18 protein-coding genes, 1 tRNA gene and 2 pseudogenes are annotated in these 21,666 nt (G+C 69.2%); 7 read left to right on the top strand and 14 right to left on the bottom strand.

Annotation, left to right across the window (positions count from 1 at the left end):
* The 6 genes and pseudogenes from ABNF93_RS14250 to ABNF93_RS14225 form a co-directional block, all read right to left on the bottom strand.
* Positions 1 to 224: pseudogene (locus ABNF93_RS14250) on the bottom strand (Stk1 family PASTA domain-containing Ser/Thr kinase); the annotation flags it as partial.
* Positions 225 to 255: 31 nt separating this feature from the next.
* Positions 256 to 1,713, bottom strand: a complete 1,458-nt coding sequence (locus tag ABNF93_RS14245; protein ID WP_349328470.1) for a peptidoglycan D,D-transpeptidase FtsI family protein — start codon at positions 1,711 to 1,713, stop codon at positions 256 to 258.
* A 97-nt stretch (positions 1,714 to 1,810) separates the two neighbouring features.
* The gene (locus tag ABNF93_RS14240) at positions 1,811 to 3,232 is read right to left on the bottom strand and encodes an FtsW/RodA/SpoVE family cell cycle protein (RefSeq protein WP_349328469.1); all 1,422 of its coding nucleotides are present in this window, start codon (positions 3,230 to 3,232) and stop codon (positions 1,811 to 1,813) included.
* Positions 3,229 to 4,758: a PP2C family protein-serine/threonine phosphatase gene (locus ABNF93_RS14235; RefSeq protein WP_349328468.1), complete on the bottom strand. Its 1,530-nt coding sequence runs from the start codon at positions 4,756 to 4,758 to the stop codon at positions 3,229 to 3,231. The genes ABNF93_RS14240 and ABNF93_RS14235 overlap by 4 nt, the downstream gene beginning before the upstream one ends.
* Positions 4,759 to 4,805: 47 nt before the next feature.
* On the bottom strand, positions 4,806 to 5,279 hold the full coding sequence (locus ABNF93_RS14230) for an FHA domain-containing protein FhaB/FipA (RefSeq protein WP_349328467.1): 474 nt from the start codon (positions 5,277 to 5,279) through the stop codon (positions 4,806 to 4,808).
* A complete protein-coding gene (locus ABNF93_RS14225; RefSeq protein ID WP_349328466.1) occupies positions 5,279 to 6,355 on the bottom strand; it encodes an FHA domain-containing protein in 1,077 nt (358 codons plus the stop codon). Before ABNF93_RS14225 ends, ABNF93_RS14230 begins: the two co-directional genes overlap by 1 nt.
* Before the next feature lie 545 nt (positions 6,356 to 6,900).
* Between ABNF93_RS14225 and ABNF93_RS14220 the strand changes: the two genes are divergently transcribed.
* A tRNA-Leu gene (locus tag ABNF93_RS14220) sits at positions 6,901 to 6,987 on the top strand.
* A gap of 189 nt (positions 6,988 to 7,176) precedes the next feature.
* On the opposite strand, the pseudogene ABNF93_RS14215 reads toward ABNF93_RS14220, so the two are convergent.
* The 4 genes and pseudogenes from ABNF93_RS14215 to ABNF93_RS14200 all read right to left on the bottom strand — a co-directional run.
* A pseudogene (locus tag ABNF93_RS14215) lies at positions 7,177 to 7,323 on the bottom strand (hypothetical protein); the annotation flags it as partial.
* Positions 7,323 to 7,637: an ArsR/SmtB family transcription factor gene (locus ABNF93_RS14210; protein ID WP_349328465.1), complete on the bottom strand. Its 315-nt coding sequence runs from the start codon at positions 7,635 to 7,637 to the stop codon at positions 7,323 to 7,325. The gene ABNF93_RS14210 and the pseudogene ABNF93_RS14215, both read right to left, overlap by 1 nt.
* Positions 7,637 to 8,107: an SRPBCC domain-containing protein gene (locus ABNF93_RS14205; RefSeq protein ID WP_349328464.1), complete on the bottom strand. Its 471-nt coding sequence runs from the start codon at positions 8,105 to 8,107 to the stop codon at positions 7,637 to 7,639. The genes ABNF93_RS14210 and ABNF93_RS14205 overlap by 1 nt, the downstream gene beginning before the upstream one ends.
* A gap of 31 nt (positions 8,108 to 8,138) precedes the next feature.
* Positions 8,139 to 9,380: an MFS transporter gene (locus ABNF93_RS14200; protein WP_349328463.1), complete on the bottom strand. Its 1,242-nt coding sequence runs from the start codon at positions 9,378 to 9,380 to the stop codon at positions 8,139 to 8,141.
* A gap of 480 nt (positions 9,381 to 9,860) precedes the next feature.
* Here ABNF93_RS14200 and ABNF93_RS14195 point away from each other — a divergent pair, with 480 nt between their 5' ends.
* The gene (locus ABNF93_RS14195; protein ID WP_349328462.1) at positions 9,861 to 11,882 is read left to right on the top strand and encodes an ABC transporter substrate-binding protein; all 2,022 of its coding nucleotides are present in this window, start codon (positions 9,861 to 9,863) and stop codon (positions 11,880 to 11,882) included.
* A gap of 36 nt (positions 11,883 to 11,918) precedes the next feature.
* Here the strand turns inward: ABNF93_RS14195 and ABNF93_RS14190 are convergent, their stop codons facing one another.
* The gene (locus ABNF93_RS14190) at positions 11,919 to 12,551 is read right to left on the bottom strand and encodes a class I SAM-dependent methyltransferase (protein WP_349328461.1); all 633 of its coding nucleotides are present in this window, start codon (positions 12,549 to 12,551) and stop codon (positions 11,919 to 11,921) included.
* A gap of 218 nt (positions 12,552 to 12,769) precedes the next feature.
* Positions 12,770 to 13,465, bottom strand: a complete 696-nt coding sequence (locus ABNF93_RS14185; protein ID WP_349328460.1) for a GntR family transcriptional regulator — start codon at positions 13,463 to 13,465, stop codon at positions 12,770 to 12,772.
* 186 nt (positions 13,466 to 13,651) lie between these two features.
* Between ABNF93_RS14185 and ABNF93_RS14180 the strand changes: the two genes are divergently transcribed.
* Both ABNF93_RS14180 and ABNF93_RS14175 read left to right on the top strand, forming a co-directional pair.
* Positions 13,652 to 14,980 (top strand): amidase, encoded by a 1,329-nt coding sequence (locus tag ABNF93_RS14180; RefSeq protein ID WP_349328459.1) that lies wholly within the window; start codon positions 13,652 to 13,654, stop codon positions 14,978 to 14,980.
* A 198-nt stretch (positions 14,981 to 15,178) separates the two neighbouring features.
* A complete protein-coding gene (locus ABNF93_RS14175; protein ID WP_349328458.1) occupies positions 15,179 to 16,114 on the top strand; it encodes a beta-ketoacyl-ACP synthase III in 936 nt (311 codons plus the stop codon).
* 30 nt (positions 16,115 to 16,144) lie between these two features.
* On the opposite strand, the gene ABNF93_RS14170 is transcribed toward ABNF93_RS14175, so the two are convergent.
* Together ABNF93_RS14170 and pdxR are read right to left on the bottom strand one after the other, a co-directional pair.
* Positions 16,145 to 16,585, bottom strand: coding sequence for a MarR family winged helix-turn-helix transcriptional regulator (locus tag ABNF93_RS14170; protein WP_349328457.1), 441 nt, complete (start codon positions 16,583 to 16,585; stop codon positions 16,145 to 16,147).
* Between the two features lie 134 nt (positions 16,586 to 16,719).
* Complete coding sequence (pdxR, locus tag ABNF93_RS14165) at positions 16,720 to 18,252, bottom strand: MocR-like pyridoxine biosynthesis transcription factor PdxR (RefSeq protein ID WP_349328456.1); 1,533 nt, start codon at positions 18,250 to 18,252, stop codon at positions 16,720 to 16,722.
* A 300-nt stretch (positions 18,253 to 18,552) separates the two neighbouring features.
* On the opposite strand from pdxR, the gene ABNF93_RS14160 reads away from it, so the two are divergent.
* The 3 genes from ABNF93_RS14160 (at position 18,553) to ABNF93_RS14150 (ending at position 21,649) form a co-directional block, all read left to right on the top strand.
* On the top strand, positions 18,553 to 19,485 hold the full coding sequence (locus ABNF93_RS14160; RefSeq protein ID WP_349328455.1) for an ABC transporter ATP-binding protein: 933 nt from the start codon (positions 18,553 to 18,555) through the stop codon (positions 19,483 to 19,485).
* A 131-nt stretch (positions 19,486 to 19,616) separates the two neighbouring features.
* Complete coding sequence (locus ABNF93_RS14155; RefSeq protein WP_349328454.1) at positions 19,617 to 20,351, top strand: ABC transporter permease; 735 nt, start codon at positions 19,617 to 19,619, stop codon at positions 20,349 to 20,351.
* A gap of 26 nt (positions 20,352 to 20,377) precedes the next feature.
* Complete coding sequence (locus tag ABNF93_RS14150; RefSeq protein WP_349328453.1) at positions 20,378 to 21,649, top strand: sensor histidine kinase; 1,272 nt, start codon at positions 20,378 to 20,380, stop codon at positions 21,647 to 21,649.
* The last annotated feature ends 17 nt before the right edge of the window (positions 21,650 to 21,666 follow it).

Below are 21,666 nucleotides of genomic sequence, written 5' to 3'. Positions count from 1 at the left end.
CAGAACGAGGGATGGTTCAACGCCGCCGCCGACTGCGCCTCCCGCCGAAACCGCCGAAACCGCGCCTGAAACGTCGGATCAGAAGCCAGATCAGCCCGCAACGTCTTCACCGCAACCGTCCGACCAAGACGCCGATCAATACCGATACGCACCTCGGCCATACCCCCGTGACCGAGCACCTCGCCAAGGTCATACCGACCGCCGAGGAATCGTGGCTCAGTCATGCGTCACCCTTCTGTGCGGACTGCGCGGAGCTCACTCGATCACCGCTTCCATGACGTCCTTCGCGATGGGAGCTGCCAGCCTGCCGCCGGAGATCTCGCTGCGGCCGACGTCAGCCTTCTCGATGACAACGGCGACGGCGACCGATGGGTTATCGGCGGGAGCGAACGAAACGAACCACGCGAACGGCGGCCGGTCCGGCGTGGTCTGCGCCGTACCTGTCTTGCCGGCGACGGGGACACCCATCTTCACCGGCGACCCGGTGCCGTTCTCGACCACGCCGACCATCATCTGCTTGAGCTGCTCGGCGACCTGCGGTGACACCGCCTCTGACAAGACCTCCGGATCGGTCTCATCGAGCGAGTTCAGGTCGGGACCGCTGAGCTCGGAGACGACGTAGGGCTTCATCACCGTGCCGCCGTTGGCGATGCCGGCAGTCACCATGGCCATCTGGAGCGGCGTCGCCGCGACGTCGTACTGACCGATCGCGCTCAACGCTGTCTGCGGCTTGTCGACCTCCTCGGGGAACACGCTGGAAACCCCGCGCAGGTCCGAAAGGTGCGCGGCGCCGAAACCGAACTTCTCCGCCTGCTCCCGCAGCGCCTCGTCGCCGAGCTTGAGCGCGAGGTCGGCGTAGGCGGTGTTGCAGGAGGTCTCGAGCGCACGCTGGAGGCTGATCTCGTCCCCCGAGTCGCACAACCCGTCCTGCCAGTTGGTCATGTTCTTCGTGGTCTGCGGCAGGTCGAGCTCGGCCGGCGCCGGGACATTGGTCTCCGGTGTGTAGCTACCCGAGGACAGTGCCGCCGCCGACGTCACCAGCTTGAACGTCGAACCCGGCGGGTAGCGCCGCTGCGTGGCCCGGTTCTCCAGCGGATCGGTTTGGTCGTCGTTGAGCTCGGCCCACGCGTCGCTGATCTTCCCGGCGTCGTGGGAGGAAAGCCGGTTCGGGTCGTAGCCGGGCCGGCTCACCATGGCGAGGATCTTGCCGGTCGCCGGTTCGATCGCGACGACGGAGCCGGTCTTGCCCTCGAGCCCGTCGAATGCGGCCTGCTGCGCCCGTGGGTCGATGCTGAGCTTGACGCTGCCGCCCTTGGGTTGGCGGTTGGTGACCAGGTCGACGACCCGCCGGACGAAGAACCCGTCGTCCGTGCCGGCGAGGATCGAGTTGTACGCCGACTCGATCGCGTTCGGGCCCAACGTGTAGGAGTAGTAGCCGGTGATGTGGCCGTAGAGCGCGGGTTTGGCGTACTTCCGGAGGTAGACCAGGTCGTCGGTGGTCTCGACGGACCGCGCGACCTCGATCTGGTCCGGCGGCTGGCCGACCAGGATCGGTCCACGCTGCCGGGCGTACTCGTCGAGCAGCACCCGGGTGTTGTCGGTGTTGTCGTTGTAGTCCGGCGCCTGGAACACCTGGATGTAGTTGGCGTTGGCGAGCAGCGCGAAGAAGAGCACCATGAACGCGACGGCGAGCCGCCTGATCGGACGATTCATCGGATCACGACCGTCCCTGCGGCTGCGATCTTCGGGGTCATCGCTGCCACCACCGTCTCCGTCTCCACGGCCGTGATCGTTGGGGGCATCGCTTCCATCATCGGCGACTCACCACCTGTGTCATCGCATCATCGGTCTGCACCGCCACCGGAGCTGGCGGGCGGCGTGCGTAGTCGCTGATGCGCAGCATCAGGGCGACGAGGGCCCAGTTGGCCACCAGGGACGAACCGCCGTAGGACAGGAACGGCGTCGTCAGACCGGTCAGGGGGATCAGCTTGGTCACGCCGCCGATCACGACGAAGACCTGGAGGGCGAAGACGGCCGCGAACCCGGTGGCGAGCAGCTTGCCGAACTGGTCCCGGCACAGCAGGGCCGTCCGCAGGCCGCGTTCGACGATGATGCCGTAGAGGACGAGGACCGCCATCAGCCCAGTGAGTCCGAGTTCCTCACCGATGACGGCGATGATGAAGTCGCTCTTGGCGAGCGGGACGAGGGTGGGATGGCCGTCACCGAGCCCTCGGCCGAGGATGCCGCCGTAGGCGAGTCCGTACAACGACTGGATGATCTGGTACGCACCATCCCGGTCCGCGAACGGGTCGAGCCAGGAGTCGACCCGGTTGGCGATGTGGGAGAACTGAGAGATGTTGAGTGTGGTCGCGGCGAAGTAGGCGAACCACGCGCCGCCGACGAACAACGACCCGCCGAGGAACACCCAGCCGGGGCGTTCGGTGGAGACGTACAACAAGACGACGAACGCACCGAAGAACAGCAGGGCGGTGCCGAGGTCGCGCTGGAACACCAGGATGGCGAGGCTGATCATCCACGCCGCCAGGATCGGCCCGAGGTCGCGGCCACGTGGCAGGTCGATGCCGAGGAACCTGCGCCCGGCGAGGGCGAGTGCGTCCTTCTTCACGACGAGATAACCGGCGAAGAACACGATCAGGCAGACCTTGGCGATCTCGCCCGGCTGGAACGACAGCCCGGCGAAGCGGATCCAGATCTGCGCCCCCTGGAAGCGCACCCCCAGGCCCGGGACCAACGGGAGCAGGAGCAGCCCCACGCCGGCGAACAACGCGGTGTAGGTGGCCCGCTGGAGTCGCCGGTGGTCGCGGATGAGCAGCAGGACCAGGATGAACCCCGCGACGCCGACGGCGGTCCACGTGAGCTGCAGAGGCGCGTCGGCGCGTGGCAGCGACTCGCCGTCGAGGCGGGCGTTCTCGATCTTGGTGAGGTCGAGCCGATGGATCAGGGCGAGTCCGATGCCGTTGAGCAACACGACGCACGGCAGCAGGATCGGGTCGGCATAGGGCGTACGGATCCGGATGATGACGTGGGCGATCCCGACCAGCAGGGTGAGGCCTGCTCCGTAGGAAAAGACCTGGGACGAGAGTTCGCCGGTCAGCGTGATGCCGACGACCGCGTAGGCGCCGACGGCGACCGCCAGGGCGAGCAGTGTCAGCACAAGCTCCGCGGTGCGGCGCTTGCGGACCTCGACGGCGGGTGCCTGGGTCTCGCTCACTTCGAGCCAGACGTGGGTGAGGGGGTGGAGTCCGCGGGATCGCACTCCTGCGGCGCACGGGCGTCGCCTGCGCGGGGAGTCGTCGACGGGCTGGCTGCCCCTTCCGCGGGCTTGGTCGGCTTCGACGTCGCTGTCGGCTTCTTCCCGGCGGTCGGACTGGAGTCGGGCGTCTTGGAGGGGGTGGGCGTCGGGCTCTGGGTCGGCGCGGGAGCGCACTGCTGGGCGAGATTGCGTAGCTTGCCGACGATCTCCCGCGCATGGCTGAGACTGTCGGCGGGGATCGTGTCGGCGACCTGCTGGCGTTGGTACGACGGAAGCTTGCTCAGCGCGAAGGACTGCATCTCGTAGACGTGGGAGAGGGGCACGCCGGGGATCTGCTGGGAGATGCCGCGAAAGATCGCCACCCGGGCCCTGCTGGTGTTCGCCTGCGCGTCGGTGGGGAATGGGCCGACGTAGTACTGGTCCTGCGTCCATCCGTAGGCCCATCGTCCGCCCGTGCCCAGGAGGCCGAGGACGACGACCGCGACGACGATGCGGCTCAGCCAGCGGAATCGGCGCGGAGGCCGCGGTGCGTAGCGAAGCTCCTCCTCCAGGTCCGACTCGCCATGGGGAAGACCGTCGCCCGAGAGGCCGTGCGCCTGCCGGGAAGCGGGATGGACGATGGCGCCGGGACTCAAGGCCGCCGTGTGTTCGAAGGCGGAGTCGTCGAGGGCCTGGTTGTCGGGTTCGGCGGCCGCGCCCACCACAGCCGGTGCCGCCACCGCGGTGCCGATGAGGGTCGGCGCGTCTGCAGCGCCCTGGCTGACATCGACGACGTCGGCGACGACGCAGGTCACGTTGTCCGGGCTGCCCTGGTCGAGGGCCAGGGCGATGAGGGCGTCCGCGGCCTCCTGCGGGCCGGCGAACCGGCCCAGCACGTCCGCGATCGCGTCGTCCTTCACAGCGGCGTTGTCGAGACCGTCGCTGCACACGAGCAGCCGATCGCCGGGCTCGAGTTCGAGCCGGTCGAGGTCGGGGCGGGCGTCCTGCCGGCCTTCGAGCGCGCGCATGATGAGTGACCGGTGCGGGTGGTGCTCGGCCTCCTCGAGCGTGATCCGGCCCTCGTCGATCAGGCTCTGGACGAACGTGTGGTCGCGGGTGATCATCCGCAGCCGGCCAGCACGGAAGTGGTAGGCCCGGGAGTCTCCGATGTGCGCGACGTTGGCGAGACCGTCCTGGACGAGGATGGCGGTGAGCGTCGTGCCCATCCCCTCGAGGTGCGGGTCGGTGTCGATCCGGGCGGCTATCCGGGAGTTGGCCTCGACCGCGGCCTGGCCGAGTGCGCGCAACGGTTCGTTGTGGCCGGCCTTGTCCAGGGCACGCACGGTCGTGATCGTGATGGCGCTGGCGACGTCGCCACCCACCGTGCCCCCCATGCCGTCAGCGATGGCGAGCAGGTGTGGACCGGCGTAGCCGGAGTCCTCGTTCCGTGTCTTCGGACCGAGGCCGACGTCGGTGTGTGCGGCGTATCGGAGGGCGAGCGTCATCCTGCCTTCTCTTGGCCAGAAACCTCGGAGGTCATCGTTTTGCGCGCCTATTTGTACAGCTCGATGATCGTCTTGCCGATCCGGACCGGGACCCCCGACCCGACCGCTGTGGGGCCGTGGATACGGGACTCACCGACGAACGTGCCGTTGGTGGAACCGAGGTCCTCGACGTACCACGTCGTCCCCTGGGGACGTAGGACCGCATGCCTGGTGGATACGTACTCGTCCTCGATCTGGATCTCACACTCCGATCCACGGCCGATGGCGAGCGGTGAATCACCCAACGGCACCTGCAGGCCCGAGCTCGTGCCCTGGACCACCACGGCGACCGAGGGTTCACCTCGCTTACGCCGCGGTGGCCGGGATGGTTTGGCCGGCTTGGGCTGCCGCTGACTCCTGTTGCTGCCGCTGACTCTGGAGCCGAAAATGTCGGAACGAATCACCGACACCGTCGACAACACAAAGAGCCAGAGCACCGCCAGGAACCCCAGCTTGATGATCGTGAGAGTGAGCTCGGACACTAACGCACACCACCGGGGCGACGTAGGACGAGCAGCGTATTGCCCAGGAGAATCTGGCTGCCGTCATGGAGTGCGGCGTAGTCGACGCGTTGGCCGTTGACCACGATGCCGTTGGTCGAGCCGAGGTCATGGACCGTGACGGTGTAGGAGCCACCGTCCTTGACGACCCGGATCTCGGCGTGCCGGCGGGAGACGCCGGGGTCGGTGATCCGCAGGTCGGCCTCGGTACCGCGGCCGAGGACCACGCCCGGTGGGTCGAGCGGGTGCCGCTGACCGTTGACCTCGAGGTAGGGCACCTGTGGACCCGCGGGCGGGGCCTCTGGTTCCGGACCGCCCGAATCCTGGCTCGGGAGTGGGCCTTGTCCGAGGCTGTGCCCCGGTCCCTGGCCGGGTCCCTGCGGGTGCGGTCCTGGTCCGCCGGGGTAGCCGCCGCCCTGGCCCGGGCCGTGCGGAGGGCCGGCGGGTCCACCCGGTCCTTGACCGGGTGGCGGCCAGGACTGTGGGTTCTGGCCGGGTCCCCGACCTTGGCCGGGTCCGGGTCCTGGACCGCCGGGACCGCCAGGGCCTGCCGGACCTCCTGGTGGCGGACCGTAGCCAGGTTGCTGACCAGGGTAAGGACCCGGGCCAGGTCCTGGCGGGTAGCCGGGGCCCTGGTGTGGCTGGCGCGCGTCAGGATAGCCGGGACGGCCACCCCTCGGCATGACCGCCGCGACCGCGCTCCCCCGGACGCGGAAGCGGCCCGTGGACAGGTCGTCACGGCGTTCGAACCCCACCGTGACCGGGCCGGTAAAGGAGTAGTGCTGTGCGTGCGCGTGCCGATTTACAACGTCGGCGAGTTCCCTGCTGAGCGTCTGGGCGTAGGGGCCGAGGCGTTCGTGGTCGCTGGGTGCCAACTCGATGGTGAAGTCGTTGGGCACCAGACTCGAGTCGCGAGACACCACCTGTGCGGAGTTGTCGAGCTCGCGCTGGAGGGCCGAGGCGATCTCCACCGGCTGGACGGCCGAGCGGAACACGCGCGCAAAAGGCCCGGTGACGAGACCCTCCAGACCTCGTTCAAAGCGACGAAAGACTCCCACGGGTACCTCCCTTCCCGCGCAGGGTGTGCCATGTTCCGGTCGATCGTAACTGCCAAGCCCTGGAGTGGCCGCCTCCTACCACCCCTTGCCGTGGCGCGACCGGGAAGTGACCCGGAGTTGTCCTGGCGCGGTCCGGATCCTGACGGCCGATCATGCCGCGCTCATGCCGTGCTGGCGCCGCCGGGAGCGAACTGCGCGCGCGGCACGCCTGGCTGGACCGTCGGGTCCGGCCGCGGTCATGGTGATCATGAAAATGGCTCCAATGGCTCCTGCTCGCTGTGGCCCGCCTGTCCTGCATGATCACGTCCGGGGTGGCCGGTCGGTTGCGGTGCCGGTGCCGTGGCACCGGACAGCCAAATGCGAGGAGTCGAGTATCGGACGTCCAGGACGAGAGTCGACCATGAGTGGCCGGTGCTGCCGGTCGAGTGCCGCCGCCGGCCGGGCACGGAAGCCGCCGAGTGTCACGCACCCCGCCCGGGAACGCCCCCACGCCGGGGACTGTTAGCATCTAGGCGCTTCCGGTCGTCCCGGACGCAACGCCTCGCGCGCGAGTGGCGGAATAGGCAGACGCGCAGGATTCAGGTTCCTGTGCCCGCAAGGGCGTGGGGGTTCAACTCCCCCCTCGCGCACCACAGTGACTGGCCCTGGGTCTTCGGATCCGGGGCCTCGTCCACTTCGGGAGCGCGTGGGTGCGATGGCTCGGGCCTCCCCATATTCGCTTGTCGCCGTTGCCGCGCCGGGGCCTCCTGGTGTGCCTGGACGTGCTTGGGGCCGTCGGGGCCAAGCAGCTCCGAGCCGCCGTCCACCTCGACCATCGGCAGCCGTCGACGGGCCGCGGCGATCGCGTCGGCTTCACGAGTGTGCGCCTGCTCCCGCTGGCGCAGCCGCTCGATCTCCAGCTCGTAGACTGCCTGGTCGACCACGGGCGGGAGACCGGCGTCCTCGAGGGCCGTTGAGCGCGGCCTCATCACAGGCCCTCTGCGATCTTCTTGATGTCCGCGAGGCGTTGCTCCCAAGCGGTGCCGATGGCGTCGAGCCGTCGGGCGGTAGCGCTGAGTTCCAAGCCCAGCACCTGGTACCGCACCTCACGACCGACCGGTACCGGCTCGACCAGCCCGACCCGATGAAGGATCTCGAGGTGCTTGGCGATCGCCTGGCGGCTGATGGGCAGCCTGGCGGCCAGTGCCGACGCGGACGCCGGGGCCTCGCCCAGTGCGGTCAGGATGCTCCAGCGGGTCTCGTCACCCAGCGCGGCGAACACAGGAACCAGAATCTCCGTCATCACCGTGCCTCCAACATCGCGACCAGCCGGTCCAGCTGCTCGTCCCAGCCCTGACGGTGGCTCTCGATGTTCCGGGCCGGGTCGAGTGTCGTCTCGAATCCCGTCTCGACCACCGTGAGCTGGGTGCCGTCGCGCAACGGCTCAAGAGTGAAGGTGAACACCGTCGAGTGTGCGGCGTCGAGCTCGCTCGGAACGGACTCGACCGCCTCGTCGTTGCACCAGCGGTAGGAGATCATCCTCGGCCGGTCGACCGCCTCGACGCGGATCGGGATGGCGGACTCGTCCGGCCAGGCCACGGTGCCGGGGGCTCCGACGCCGGTCCCTTGGAGCACCGTGCGCCCGAACCAGCGGGAGATGTGCTCAGGCTCGGTGACGGCGTTCCACACCTTCTCCACCGGGGCGGCGATGTGGATCGTGCGGCGCACGGTGAACGTGTCGTGCTCGGCGACTGTCTGCGGGTTGTCTGTCATGTCGTTCGTTCCTTCCTTTCCCGATCGGCGCTCAGGCCCCGATCAGCTCAGCGCTCGGCGGGGTGACCTCGGTCGTCGGGGTGACCTCGGCGGCGGGTGTCGTGGGGCGGAGACGGCTGGTGGCGACGGCGACGGCGACGGCGACGGCGGTGACCACGGCCCCGGCGAGGACAGCGGCGGCCAGACCGGCATGGCTGATCGCGACTCCCCCGAGGAGCGCGCCGACGGAGTCCCCGGCATTGGCGGCGGACGCCGGCAGCGAGGCCGCGAGGGCCGCGCCGGGTCCGGCGAGGCTCATCACCCGGCTCTGCAGGGCCGGCGCCATCCCCATGGCGAACAGTCCCATGCCGACGATGGTGAGGACAGCCACCACCGCGTGCCCGCCGAAGAGGTACATGGTCACGAGCACGGCCGTCAGGCCGACAGTCCCGCCCACCAGGGCGCGCGCGGCGTGGGCATCGGCGAACCGGGCGCCGGCCGCGGATCCAACGGTGGTCGCCACGCCGAAGGCGAACAGCACGCCCACCACCGTCGTGCCCGAGATCCTGGTGACGTCGCCAAGGTACGGCACTAGGTAGGTGAGGGCCGACTGGACGCCCGCGAAGACCAGGCAGCACAGCGCCAAAGCGGCGAGCACGCGCGGTGCGAACGCGAGGCGGAGCTGAGCGCCGGCCGTCCGGCTCGCGCGCGCCGTCGGGACCGAAGGGAGCACCCGGACGCCAGCGATGAGGACCCCGAGCGCGATGCCCACGAGGGCGGCGAACGACGCGCGCCAGCCGAGGACCTGTCCTGCCAGCGTCCCGAGGGGCAGCCCGAGTGCGCTCGAGGTGGCGAATCCGGTGATCACCAGTCCCATCGCGCGGCCGGACCGGTCCTTCGGCACGATGCCCTCCACCGCGGTGAGCGCGGCCGCGATGAACAGGCCTTCGACCGCTCCGGCCCCGGCGCGCGCCAGGAGGAAGAACGTGTAGTCGGCCACCAGCACCGGAACCACGTTGAGCAGCGCGAAAGCCGCCACGGCACCGAGCAGGACGATCCTGCGGTCCAGGTGCGCCGTCAGGAGTGCGAGCACCGGCCCACCGATCGCCATGCTCAGCGCGAAGGCGGTCACCAGTGCGCCGGCCTGCGGGACCGAGACGGCCAGGTCGGCCGAGATCAGGTCGAGCATCCCCACGACGAGCATGTCCGCGCTGCCCATCGCGAACGCCCCGAGAAAGAGCACCACGAGGATCGAGCGGGTCTCGCCTTCGTTGGGCCTTGTGACCGTGTCCATGAAAACCTCCATTGAGTGCAATCAAACGGTTGCACAAGATTCCGCAGAGCGCAACCGTCGGGTTGCAGATAGGCGGCCTCTGCGCGACGCCCTGCGCGACGCTGCCCTCTCGCGATGGTCGGTGGGAGATCAGCTCAGGAAGGCGACGGCGACAGATCCGTCGCGGCGTTGCCGGAACCGGAGGTAACGAGACGCCGGTTTCACGCTCAGGACGGCGGTTTGGGCGTGATCGAGCGTGCTGGTTCTACGGCTCAACTCCCCCCTCGCGCACCCAACACGTTCTCTTCCCCCCGGGCCTCAACAGGCCCCTGTTCTCCCTGGCGTGTTTCAGCCGGGCGACCAGGACATCTGTCCTTGTTTGTCCGGCATGTCGCTCATACAATCCGTTTCACATCGATGGAAAGCGCTCTCCCACACTGTCTCTGCGGGTTCACCGCGGCAGGTTCGGCGGATGGACGTACGCAGAAGAGATGAGGCGTCGTGACCAGCCGCGCGTGGCTCCACAACGAAGTGACACGACGGAACCTGCTCCGTACCAGCGGGGCGGCACTTCTCGTCACGGCATCAGCGGCATCGGTGGCACCGGCGACCGGCTGCTCGTTCCTCTCGACCGACCCCGGATCAGAGCGCAACGGCAACGGCAACGGCGACCAGGGCAGCGGCCCGGGAACGAAGGGAAAGGAGGCGCCGATGTTGGCGGCGCTGGTCAAGGACGGGAAGTTGCCTCCCGTCGCTGAACGGCTTCCCGACGAACCCCTGGTCGTCGAGCCGAACGACCGCATCGGGGTGTACGGCGGCGAGTGGAACAGCGGCACGCTCGGCCCGTCCGACGGCGCTTGGCTCGGCCGTACTGTCGGCTACGAGACGTTCATGCGGTGGGATCCGCAGTTCCAGAAGGTGATCCCCAACGTCGCCAAGGACATCACGGTCGAGGACGGCGGACGGGCGTACGTCGTCACCCTTCGCAAGGGGATGAAGTGGTCGGACGGCAGGCCGTTCACCGCCGACGACCTGGTCTTCGCCTACGACGACGTGCTGCTCAACACCGACCTCTTTCCCGTGCCGCCGCCGATGTACCTCTCCGGTGACGAGCCCGGCGAGATCGAGAAGGTCGACGAGGTCACCGTACGGTTCACGTTCGCGCAACCGAACAGCCTGTTCATCCAGAGCAACGCGACGCCGTACGCCCTGGACATCCTCGAGTTCCCCAAGCACTACATGCAGCGGTTCCACAAGAAGTACAACCCCGACGCCGACCAGCTCGCCGAGGACGAGGATCAGGCAAGCTGGGTCGAGCTGCTGCTTCTCAAGGCCGACACCTGGGCGAACAAGGACGTGCCGCGGCTGCACGGCTGGCTGGCGAGGACGGTGTTCGGCGAGGGCACCCGCTACATCTACGACCGCAATCCGTACTACTGGAAGACCGATCCCGAAGGCAGCCAGCTCCCCTACATCGACCGGCTCGTCTACCGGCACATCGCCGACCCGCAGGTCATGGTTCTGGCCGCCAGCAACGGCGAGATCGACATGCAGGACCGCACCATCAACACCCTGCAGAACAAGCCGGTCCTCGCGCGCGGGCGGGCCAAGGGCAACTACACGTTTTTCGACGAGGTGCCATCGGACTCCAACGCCTGTGTCGTCGCGCTGAACCTCAACCATCCCGATCCGGCGAAGCGGGAGGTCTTCAACAACAAGGACTTCCGGATCGGGCTGTCCTACGCCATCAACCGCCAGGAGATCATCGACTCCGTCTACCAGCGGCAGGGTGAACCCTTCCAGGTGGCGCCGCGTGACAGCTCGCCGTACTACGACGAGGAGATGGCCAAGCAGTACACCGACTACGACGTGGACCTGGCCAACGAACACCTCGACAGGTCCGGGTTCACCGAACGCGACGGCGACGGGTTCCGGCTCGGGCCTGACGGCAAGCGGATCTCGTTCGGTGTCGAGGTGCCGACCGCGTTCCGCGCGGAGTGGCCGGACACGATGCAGCTCGTCCGTTCGCACTGGCGGGAGGTCGGCGTCGACATCCAGGTCAAGAACGAGGACCGCGCGCTGTTCGACGAACGCACCGACGCCGGACAGCACGACGCTGCGGTCTGGCAGGCCGAGGGCGGCGGTTGGATCGAGCCGTTGATGCGGACGGACTGGTACTTCCCGTCGGCCAACGAGTCGACGAACTACGCACCGCAGTGGATGCTGTGGTACCAGACCGGCGGGAAGGACGGCGAGCGACCGCCGGCCCCGGTACGCCGGCAGATGGAGCTCTACCAGCAGGTACGCCAGACGATGGACGAGGCCGAGCGCGACCGGTTGTTGAAGGAGCTGCTCACGATCTCGAAGGAGTTCTTCTACCACATCGGGACGATCCTGATGCCCCAGTCGTACGGCATCGTGAAGAACAACTTCCACAACGTGCCGAAGAGCGTGCCGCAGTCGTTCCTGTATCCCACGCCGGGTCCCACGAACCCGGAGCAGTACTTCATCACCGACGAGTGAGGCGTCGGATCGCCTGGGCAGAGCAGGCGGCGCCGGTCAGGTCGTCTTGCGGTAGACGAGCAGGTAGCGCCAGAAGAGCAGGCGGTGGATCGTACAGCCGGGAAGTTCCTCGGCGGCGGCGGTACGAATCTGCGCAAGAGTCATGCTCGGCGGCATGGTCGGGGCGCTGACCTGCCGCTGGACGTGGTTCTCCCAGGTGGGTTGCAGCTTGTCGGAGATGGCCATCGTCAGCCTCGCCGCCGCGTTCACCGGGACGGCGGCGAGGCTGAGGAGCCAGTCGCTCGCGGTCTCCTCGTTGTAGAGGCCGAGAATCGCGAGGACGCCGTCATGGGTGAGCGCGTCCCGCAACCTGCCGACGGTCTCGAACGGTACGTGGTGGATGCTCGCCAGGCAGCTGATGAAGTCGTAGTGCTTGTCCGGCAGGTCGACCGTCGTGATGTCGGCCTGCTGCCAGTGGATCGTGCCGGCCGCCCAGATCTGTGCCGTCAAGGCGCGCGCTGTCGCAAGCGTCTCCGCCGACTGGTCGATCGCGTCGACGTCGTAGCCGCGCCGGGCCAACCGCCGCGCGAACCTGCCCGTGCCGCAGCCGACGTCGAGTGCCGTACGACCACCAGCGGGCAGCTGACGGATCAGACGTCGTTGGTAGTAGTCGTTGTGGACGAAAGGCACCCCGCAATGTTGCACACCTACCTGGGCGACCGGAATCCGCGTCCCAGCAAGGCGTTCTGGCACCTCGGGCGAATCAGGAGGATGCCGACGGGACGGATGATAACGGCTTTTCGGCAGTTCTACGTATTTCGGAAAACGACGGGATCGGCGCGCCGCTTGTGGGAGCCGACCCGGCCCGGCTGGGAACGCGTCGCCGGGGTGCCCGTGGTTGTGGTCGTTCAGTCGAAGACGGGCCGTAGCCGGTCGCGGGATCCGGTGAGGTGGGCGCGCATGGCCGCCTCGGCAGCCTTGGCTCTGCCCCGCTGGATCGCCTCGAGGATGCACCGGTGCTCGTCGACCGCCTGCGCGCCGATGCCCTTGCCGTAGTAGAGCCGGAAGATGTGCAGATGCGGGTGCAGTCGCTGGAACGTCGGGGCGAGCAGGGTGTTGCCCGAGAGTTCGTGGATCAGCGCGTGGAACCGTTCGTCATGGGCGGTGAGGGCGCGGTAGGCGTCGTAGCTTCCTTCGGCCGGCACGTCGGTCACCAGGGCGAACGTCGCCTCCAGGGCGGCGTGGTCGGCTGGGGTCGCGCGTCTCGCGGCCTGACTGGCAGCCCAGGGTTCGAGGAGGAAGCGGAGCCCGAAGAGGTGCTCGAACTGGTCCTTGTCGAGCAGGGGCGCCACGGTGTAGCCGCGCAAGGGCTGCTTGACAGTGAGGCCGTCGGACTCGAGCCGCGCCAGTGCTTCCCGGACGGGGGTCTGCGAGACCTCGAGGTCGCGGGCGAGTGCGTCGATGTTGAGATGCGCCCCGGGGGCGAGGGCGTGGTCCATCACCAACGCCTTGACGGTTTCGTAGACGTCGTCGGTGAGTATGCGGCGTTGCGGAAGACGACGGGCCGCCAGTGAAGCCTTCACCATGCCTTGCGCACTCGCCACCCACGTCTCCCCACGCTCGGGTCATACCACGTGGTAAGACCGCCGAACATCCTATAGAGACGCTCCGACATCTGCCCGTCAGTTTCGGGGTGGGTGGTGACGCCGTGCCGCACGGACGGTCGCGGCTGGTGCGCGGTTCCATGATCATGACGACTGGGCGGCGCGTGGTGTGGCACGGTGGACGGCATGCGTGGGACAACGGCAGACGCGCGCACGTTGCTGGCCGAGTGGGCAGCCGTACGACGCGGTGACCTCGACCTGGTGAGCTTGGCCGACGAGATCTGCACCCGGATCGAGTCCGTCGACGCGGATCTCCAGGCGTTCGTCGCCGAACCCGACCGCCGGCAGCGGGTGCGCACGGAGGTCAGCGAGCTGGTACGTCGTTGGCCGGATCCGCGCGAGCGCCCGCCGCTGTTCGGCGTACCTCTGGGGGTGAAGGACGTCGTCCACGTCGACGGCCTGCCGACGGGTGCCGGTGCACGGCTCCCGATCGAGGTGCTCGCCGCGTCCGACGCGGTCGAAGCACCCGCGGTGGCGCGCCTGCGTGACGCCGGCGCGCTGGTGGTGGGCAAGACGGTGACGGCGGAGTTCGCGTTCATGGCGCCAGGCCCGACCCGCAACCCGCACGACCTGAGGCACACTCCGGGCGGGTCGAGCAGCGGTTCGGCCGCCGCGGTGGCGGCGGGGCTGGTGGCACTCGCGATCGGTACGCAGACGGTGGGATCGGTGATCCGGCCCGCGGCGTTCTGCGGAGTCGTCGGATTCAAGCCCACCTACGGCCGCATCCGGACGGCAGGCGTGATCGCGAACGCGCCGTCGTTCGACACGGTCGGTCTACTCAGCCACGACGTGGCGACGGCGACGACCGCGGCGGCCGTCGTCTGCGACGGCTGGCGGGCGCGGACGGAGGTGGGGCCGATGCGGCGCCCCGTGCTCGGTGTACCGGAGGGGCCTTACCTCGACCAGGCAACTGCCGAGGCGCGGCAGGCGTTCGCCGACCAGGTCGGGCACCTGGAGGACGCCGGCTTCGCCGTACGCCGGATCTCCACGCTCACCGACCTCGGCGACGTCATCCAGCGCAACGATCTGATCAACCTGGTGGAACTCGCGCGGACCCACGAGACGTGGTTCCGGACGTACGAAGACCGCTACCGCGAGCAGTCGGCCACCGCGATCCGTGAGGGCCGGCGGATTTCGGTGCAGGCGTACGAACGGGCCCTGACCGAACGCAAGGAGTACGCAGCGGCATTGGTCGCGCAGATGGATGCCGAGGGGATCGACATGTGGATCGCCCCCGCCGCGACAGGTCCCGCACCCGAAGGGCTCCACACCACCGGCAGCCCGCTGATGAACCTGCCCTGGACCCAGGCCCGCCTGCCGGTGGTCGGGGTGCCCGCCGGCGCGGCCGCCAACGGCCTTCCGCTCGGTGTGCAGTTCGCCGCGCGCCCGAACGCCGACGAGGACCTGTTGAACTGGGCGGTGGAGCTGGAAGGCGCGCTGGCCACGTCGGCCTGAGGCGGGTGCGTCGGCGCGGCGGGGTGTCCAAGTCCCGCTCGAACCGGAGGGAGCGCTGGCGTGAACGTTTGCTGAGGGAGGAACTGGCGAGATCCTCCCACGCGTCCGGGTAGGTACTGGCGACCGGGCGGGTACCTTCTCGCCGGGAGATCGATGACAGTGGAAGCGTCACCGACGTCGTACACAAGGGAGCGCGCAGTGACGGGATCGCGGGTCATGGCACTCGGGCATTACCAGCCGGCAAAGGTTCTCACCAACGACGATCTCGCGAAGATCGTCGACACGAATGACGAATGGATCCGCACCCGGGTCGGCATCCGTACCAGGCACGTCGCCGAGACGGAGTCCGTGGACGAGATGGCGGCGTACGCGGCGGAGAAGGCGTTGTCGGCCGGTGGTCTCGGCGCCGAGGACATCGACCTCGTCGTGGTCGCGACCTGCACGGCGAGAGACAGGTCACCCAACATGGCCGGGCGGGTGGCGGCGCGGTTGGGTGTGCGCGCCCCCGCGGCGTACGACATCAACACCGCCTGCTCGGGCTTCTGCTACGGCCTCGCGACCGCCGACCATGCGATCCAGGCCGGCGCCGCACGGAACGCCCTCGTCATCGCGTCGGAGAAGCTGACCGAGTTCACCGACTGGACCGACCGTACGACGTGCGTGTTGGTCGGCGACGGCGCCGGAGCGGCGGTGGTGCGTGCCGCCGAGGAGCCTGGCATCGGGCCGGTCGTGTGGGGCTGCGTACCCGAGATGTCCAACGCGGTACGCATCGAGGGTGTACCGGGCGTCTTCTCGCAGGAAGGACTGGCGGTCTTCCGCTGGGCGACGACCGCTGTGGCCGGCCTCGCGCGGCAGGCCTGCGATCGGGCCGGGATCGCGCCGGAGGAGCTTGCGGCGTTCGTCCCCCATCAGGCCAACCTGCGCATCATCGAGCCGATCGCCCGCCAACTCGGGGTGACGGACGCGGTGGTCGCCCGCGACGTCGTGGAGTCGGGCAACACGTCGGCGGCGAGCGTTCCGCTTGCCCTGTCCAAGCTCGTCGAACGCGGCGAGATCCCGTCGGGTGCGCCGGTGCTGCTGTTCGGTTTCGGCGGGGGACTCTCCTATGCCGGCCAGGTGATCCGCTGCCCGTAGCGTCGACGGGCGCTGGCGGACGGGGATGGATCAGCGGCTGAGGTTGCGGCGGATCAGGTCGAGCGCCTCGATCAGCGTCGTGCGTTGCTCGTCGGAGAGCGTCGCGAGGGCGCGGTCGGAGAGGGCGCGCATCTCCTTGTCCAGGACGTGTTGCAGGTCTCGTCCGCGCTCGGTGAGGTGGATCCGGACCAGGCGGCGGTCGGAGAGGTCAGGGGTGCGGGTGACGAGTCCCGCGGCCTCCATCCGGATGGCGGCCCGGGTGACCGTCGGCGTCGCGAGCCCCAGCCGCCGGGCGAGCTCACCTGGCGGCAGGCCGTCCTCCTTCCACAGTGCCATCAGGAGGAACTGCTGCCCGTCGCGTACGCCGTGACGCCGGTACGCCACATCGGCGGCCTCGGCGAGGGCACGCTTGGTCGCCCAGAACACCGCCTGGAACTCGTCGTTCGGCCAACTGGTCGGAGTCTCGCCCATCGCGCCATTCTCCTCGGTCCGCGTCCATCGAGGTCGTCGCCCGGCCGCCGGGTCGGAGCGGCCCGCCTTGGGTGAGGGGCGCCCTCATGGATCGGCGGTTTGTACGAGGGGCGCCCTCATCCAAGCGCCGACCGTCACCGGCCGGCCGGCGTGCGGACGGAAGCATCCGGGCGTACCGCAGCGACCGCGGCGGCGAGCAGGCTCACCGCGGGGTCGACGGCGCCGTCGGGCAGGTTGCCGTAGCCGAGGACGAGGGCGGGTGCGGACGGGTCGGGCCGAACCCGGTACGCGTCGAGGTCGGCGACCCGGACACCGCTGGCGGCCGCACGGGCAACCACCTCCGCGGTCGGGGTCCCCGGCTCGAGTCGGAGGACGAGGTGGAGACCCGCCGCGACACCGGACAGCGTGCACCTGGGCAGGCGCGCGTCGATGGCGGCGACCAGGGCGTCGCGGCGGTGGCGGTATCGCTGGCGGGCGGCCCGGAGGTGCCGGTCGTACCCACCGGACTCGACGAACTCCCCGAACGCCAGTTGGTCGAGTGCCGACGGCATCGACATGCCGCCCTCCCCGGCGCGGAGTTCGGCCGTCCAGCGGGCGGGTGTGACCATCCAGCCGATCCCGATCGCCGGCGACAACGTCTTGGACAACGAACCGAACAGCGCGACGTGCTCCGGATCCGCACCCTGCAGGGTCCCGACCGGTCGCCGGTCGTAACGGAACTCCGCGTCGTAGTCGTCCTCGAGGATCAGCCCGTCGACGTCACGCGCCCAGTCGAGCAGCACTGCGCGGCGTCCCGGCGTGAGGACGACTCCGGTCGGGAACTGGTGGGCCGGCGTGACCAGGACCGCCCGGACGTCCCGGCGTTTCGCGAGTTCGTCAGCGCGGAGTCCGTCGGCGTCGACGGGGATGCCGACGGTACGCAGACCGACGCGTTCGATGGTCTGCCGGAGCCTGGTCCAGCCGGGGTCCTCGACCGCGATCCGCTCGATGCCGGCCGTACGCAGGCATGTCGCGAGTCGGGCCACCCCGTCCGAGACGCTCGAGCAGCAGGTGACATCGCCGGCGTCGGTGAGGGCGCCCCGGACGCGGCGGAGGTAGTCGGCCATCACCGCACGCAGGTGCGGCGCGCCGCCGGGCGTGGGATAGCCGAGATCGTCGTACGGCATGGTGGCCAGCTGCGATCGCACCGCCTCCACCCAACGCCGACGCGGGAACGCCCGCAGGTCCGGGAGTCCGGGCGCGAGGTCGTACCGGGTCGAAAACTGGCCCGATCCCGCCGAGCCAGGATGTGAGGGGGTACGGCCCGGTGCGCTGGTGGCGGAGGGGACCCCCGTGCCAGCCGTCGTGGCGCCGCCGCCCGGACGGTTGGGTGCGGCCCCCCGGTCCTCGGTCGGACCGGTCGCGCGCACGGTGGTCGCCGAGCCGGTGCGCGCGGTGAGATAGCCCTCAGCGACCAGTTGTTCGTACGCCTGCGTCACGACCCAGCGCGAGCAGCCGAGGTCGGTCGCGAGTGCGCGGCTGGGCGGAAGCGCGCTGCTCGGCGGAAGCCGGCCGTCGCGGATCGCCTGCCGGAGCGACCGGGTCAAGCGTTCGTGTAGGGGTCCCGGCCCAGCCGCCTCGACGTCGACGAGGGTGTCCCAGGCGAGTTTGGCACGTGTGGTGGCCACGAGACTGGATGGTACGCCCAGACCAATTCTTCTGGAACGCCCGCCGGCCACCGACCGGAATGGCCTGCCGGCCCGGCGGTCGAGAACCCCGTCCGGAACCCGGTCCGGAACCCCTGCCCTAGACCGTCGCCGGGCAGCCTGACGGTACCCGGATCCACCGAACGGTGGATCTGGGTACTCCGCTCGGTGGAGGTGTCGGCTCAGCCCGAACCACGCAGGAGTGTGGCCGACCAGACGATCCGCGAGTGGCCCCTCCTGGGCGAGGCTCGATCTCGTCACCTGAGCGGAGGAGGACGGGCCGTGCCAGTCATCGAGGTCAACCAGCTCCACAAGCGCTACGGCGCCAAGACCGCCGTCGACGACGTGTCGTTCACGGTCGAACGAGGCGAGATCTTCGGCATCCTCGGACCCAACGGTGCGGGCAAGACCACGACCGTGGAGTGCCTCGCGGGACTGCGTACGCCTGACAGCGGCACCGCCAGCGTGCTCGGACTCCACCCTCGACGCGACCGTGCAGAGCTGCGGCAGCGCCTCGGTGTGCAGCTGCAGGAGAGCGAGGTGCCCGAGCAGCTCAGGGTCTGGGAGGCCCTCGCCCTCTTCAGCTCCTTCTACAGCAACCCCGCCGACAGCGACCAGCTGATCCGGGATCTCGGTCTCGACGAGAAGCGCACCACGGCGTTCAAGCGTCTCTCCGGCGGCCAGAAGCAGCGGCTCTCGGTGGCCCTCGCCCTCGTTGGCAATCCCGAGATCGCGATCCTCGACGAGCTCACCACGGGGCTCGACCCGCAGGCCCGTCGCGACACGTGGAGCCTGATCGAAGGCGTCCGCGACCGGGGGGTCACGATCGTCCTGGTCACTCACTTCATGGAGGAGGCCGAACGCCTCTGCGACCGGCTCGCGGTCATCGACGCCGGCCGGTTGGTCGCGCTCGACACCCCCGCCGGTCTCGTGTCGCGGGTCAACGACGAGCAGCGGATCAGGTTCAGGCCGTCAGCGGCTCTCGACGACGCGGTGCTGGCCGACCTGCCAGAGGTGACCTCGGTGACCCGTTCGGGCCGACAGGTCGTGGTGACGGGGACCGGCAACGTGTTGCATGCCGTCACCTCGGTCCTCGCCCGTCAGCAGATCGTCGCTCACGAACTCCGGGTGGAGCAGGCCAGCCTCGACGACGCGTTCGTCGAGCTCACCGGCCGTTCTCTGGACATCTCAACCGACAACTCAACCGGTAACTGAAACGGCCAACCGAACCGCAGCCGCGCCCGCCCGGCACTCGCATGTCCGCGCCCGTCTGCCCCGCCATCTGCCCCGCCGTCTGCCCCGCCGTCTGCCCCTCCGGCCGGCGCCTGACCATGTAGGAGATTCCCGTGCGCTCACTCGGCAGAGTCACCGCCATCGAGACCAAACTGTTCCTCCGCGACCTGGCCACACCACTGCTCGCCCTGGCCCTGCCGACGACGATCATGGTGGTCATCGGCCTCATCCCGGCCACCCGCGAGCCCTCGGAAACGTTTGGCGGGATGGCGTTCATCGACGTCTTCGCGCCGTCTCTCGTCGTGATCACCCTGGCGACGCTCGGGGTCAACACGCTGCCGATCCGCCTCGCCACCTATCGCGAGAAGGGCGTTCTGCGTCGACTGGCGACCACACCCGTCCACCCGGCGAACCTGCTGATCGCCCAGCTGGTGGTCAACTTCGTGGCGGCCCTCGCGGGCATCGCGCTGCTCGTCCTGGTAGGGCATCTCGCGTTCGACGTACCACTTCCCCAGCATCCCGGCGGCTTCGTGGCGGCTTGTCTGTTCGGTGGGGGCGCCCTGTTCGCGCTGGGGCTCCTCGCGGCCGCCACCGCCAAGACCGCTCGGATGGCCACGGCGATCGCGTTGCCGATCTTCTTCCTGTCGATGTTCTTCGGCGGGGTCTACCTGCCGAGGTTCATGCTGCCCGATCTCGTGGTGCAGCTGGGTGCGTACCTGCCGCCCGGGGTCCAGGCCCTCCAGGACGCCTGGACGGGCACCGGGCCGGAGCCGTTGCACCTGGTCATAATGGCGATGGTCGCGGCGGCGGCGGCTGCCATCGCGGCGAAGCTCTTCCGTTGGGAGTGACCGACGCCCGGAAGGAGGGGTAGACCGTGAAGGTGATCGAGCCGGCAAGCGCGCTGGAGATCTGGGAACGCCGCGAGATGCCGATCTATCGCGGCCTCCCGTACGTCCTGCTGGGGCTCTCGCTGATCGTGACGCTCTTCCACGAGCAGTCCCAGGGACGGACCAACGCCATCCTCGCCGTGACGGCGCTCGCCGTCGCCTGGGTGTACTGCTTCGTGACCCGTCGGCCCACGACCTTCGACCGGCAGCCTCTGAGCACGGTCTACTTCGTCGGCCTGCTGATCCTCGCCGGCATCCTCGTGGCGCTGGCACCCTGGTACGGCATCTTCGCGTGGGTGGGGTACCTCCACTCGATGATCATTCTTCCCGGGCGTTGGCGTTTCGTCGGGATCGCCGGGACGGCGGCCGTCTCCGCCCTGTCGCAGACCGGCGGGATGCAGGAGCCGTCTCCCGCGATGATCGCGAGCTACGTCGCCCTCTTCGCCGTCAACACCGTCATCGCGGGCACGATGTGCTTCTTCGCCGTCATCGCCGGCCGGCAGCACGAGAACCGCAAGGCGACACTCGCCGAACTCGCCGAGGCCAACGCCAAGCTCACCGCGATGATGGAGGAGAACGCCGGGCTCCACACACAGCTGCTGACCCAGGCGCGCGAGGCGGGTGTCCTCGACGAGCGCCAGCGCATGGCACGCGAGATCCACGACACCCTGGCGCAGGGGCTCACCGGCATCATCACGCAGCTTCAGGCGGCCGACCAGGCGAAGGACAACCCGGCCGAATGGCAACGTCACCTTGACACCGCGGCGGTCCTCGCCCGCGAGAGCCTGTCCGAGGCCCGTCGTTCGGTTCATGCCGTCCGCCCCGAAGCGCTCGAGGTCGCGCGGCTTCCCGAGGCACTCGAGGACGTTGTCGAACGCTGGTCGGCCGTCAACGACGTCCCCGCGAGTGTCACCACCACGGGCACGGCTCGCCCCTTGCATCCCGAGGTCGAGGTCACCTTGCTCCGGACGGCCCAGGAGGGCCTCGCCAACGTCGCCAAGCACGCGAACGCAACGAGGGTGGGCCTCACGTTGTCCTACATGGAGGACGTCGTGACGCTGGACGTCCGTGACGACGGTGCCGGGTTCGAGATCGGCAACGTTCCCGAGGCCGCGGGTCAGCAGGGTGGGTTCGGCCTGACGGCGATGCGGCAGCGGGTACGCCGACTGGCCGGTCGGCTCGAGGTCGAGTCCGAGTCGGGAGTCGGAACGGCCATCTCGGCCAGCGTTCCAGCAATCGCGGCGGGGGCGGCCGAGTGAGTGGCGGGGGCGGCCGT

This window comes from Actinopolymorpha sp. B9G3, from assembly GCF_040120725.1.
GTDB lineage: Bacteria > Actinomycetota > Actinomycetes > Propionibacteriales > Actinopolymorphaceae > Thermasporomyces.
Note: the sequence above shows the minus strand (reverse complement) of the source record. Positions and strands in the feature narration are given on the sequence as shown.

Coding starts and splice junctions, on each gene's coding strand:
- ABNF93_RS14245 (WP_349328470.1), bottom strand. CDS start 1,713: ATGAATCGTCCGATCAGGCGGCTCGCCGTCGCGTTCATGGTGCTCTTC.
- ABNF93_RS14235 (WP_349328468.1), bottom strand. CDS start 4,758: ATGACGCTCGCCCTCCGATACGCCGCACACACCGACGTCGGCCTCGGT.
- ABNF93_RS14210 (WP_349328465.1), bottom strand. CDS start 7,637: ATGACGGAGATTCTGGTTCCTGTGTTCGCCGCGCTGGGTGACGAGACC.
- ABNF93_RS14205 (WP_349328464.1), bottom strand. CDS start 8,107: ATGACAGACAACCCGCAGACAGTCGCCGAGCACGACACGTTCACCGTG.
- ABNF93_RS14200 (WP_349328463.1), bottom strand. CDS start 9,380: ATGGACACGGTCACAAGGCCCAACGAAGGCGAGACCCGCTCGATCCTC.
- ABNF93_RS14180 (WP_349328459.1), top strand. CDS start 13,652: ATGCGTGGGACAACGGCAGACGCGCGCACGTTGCTGGCCGAGTGGGCA.
- ABNF93_RS14170 (WP_349328457.1), bottom strand. CDS start 16,585: ATGGGCGAGACTCCGACCAGTTGGCCGAACGACGAGTTCCAGGCGGTG.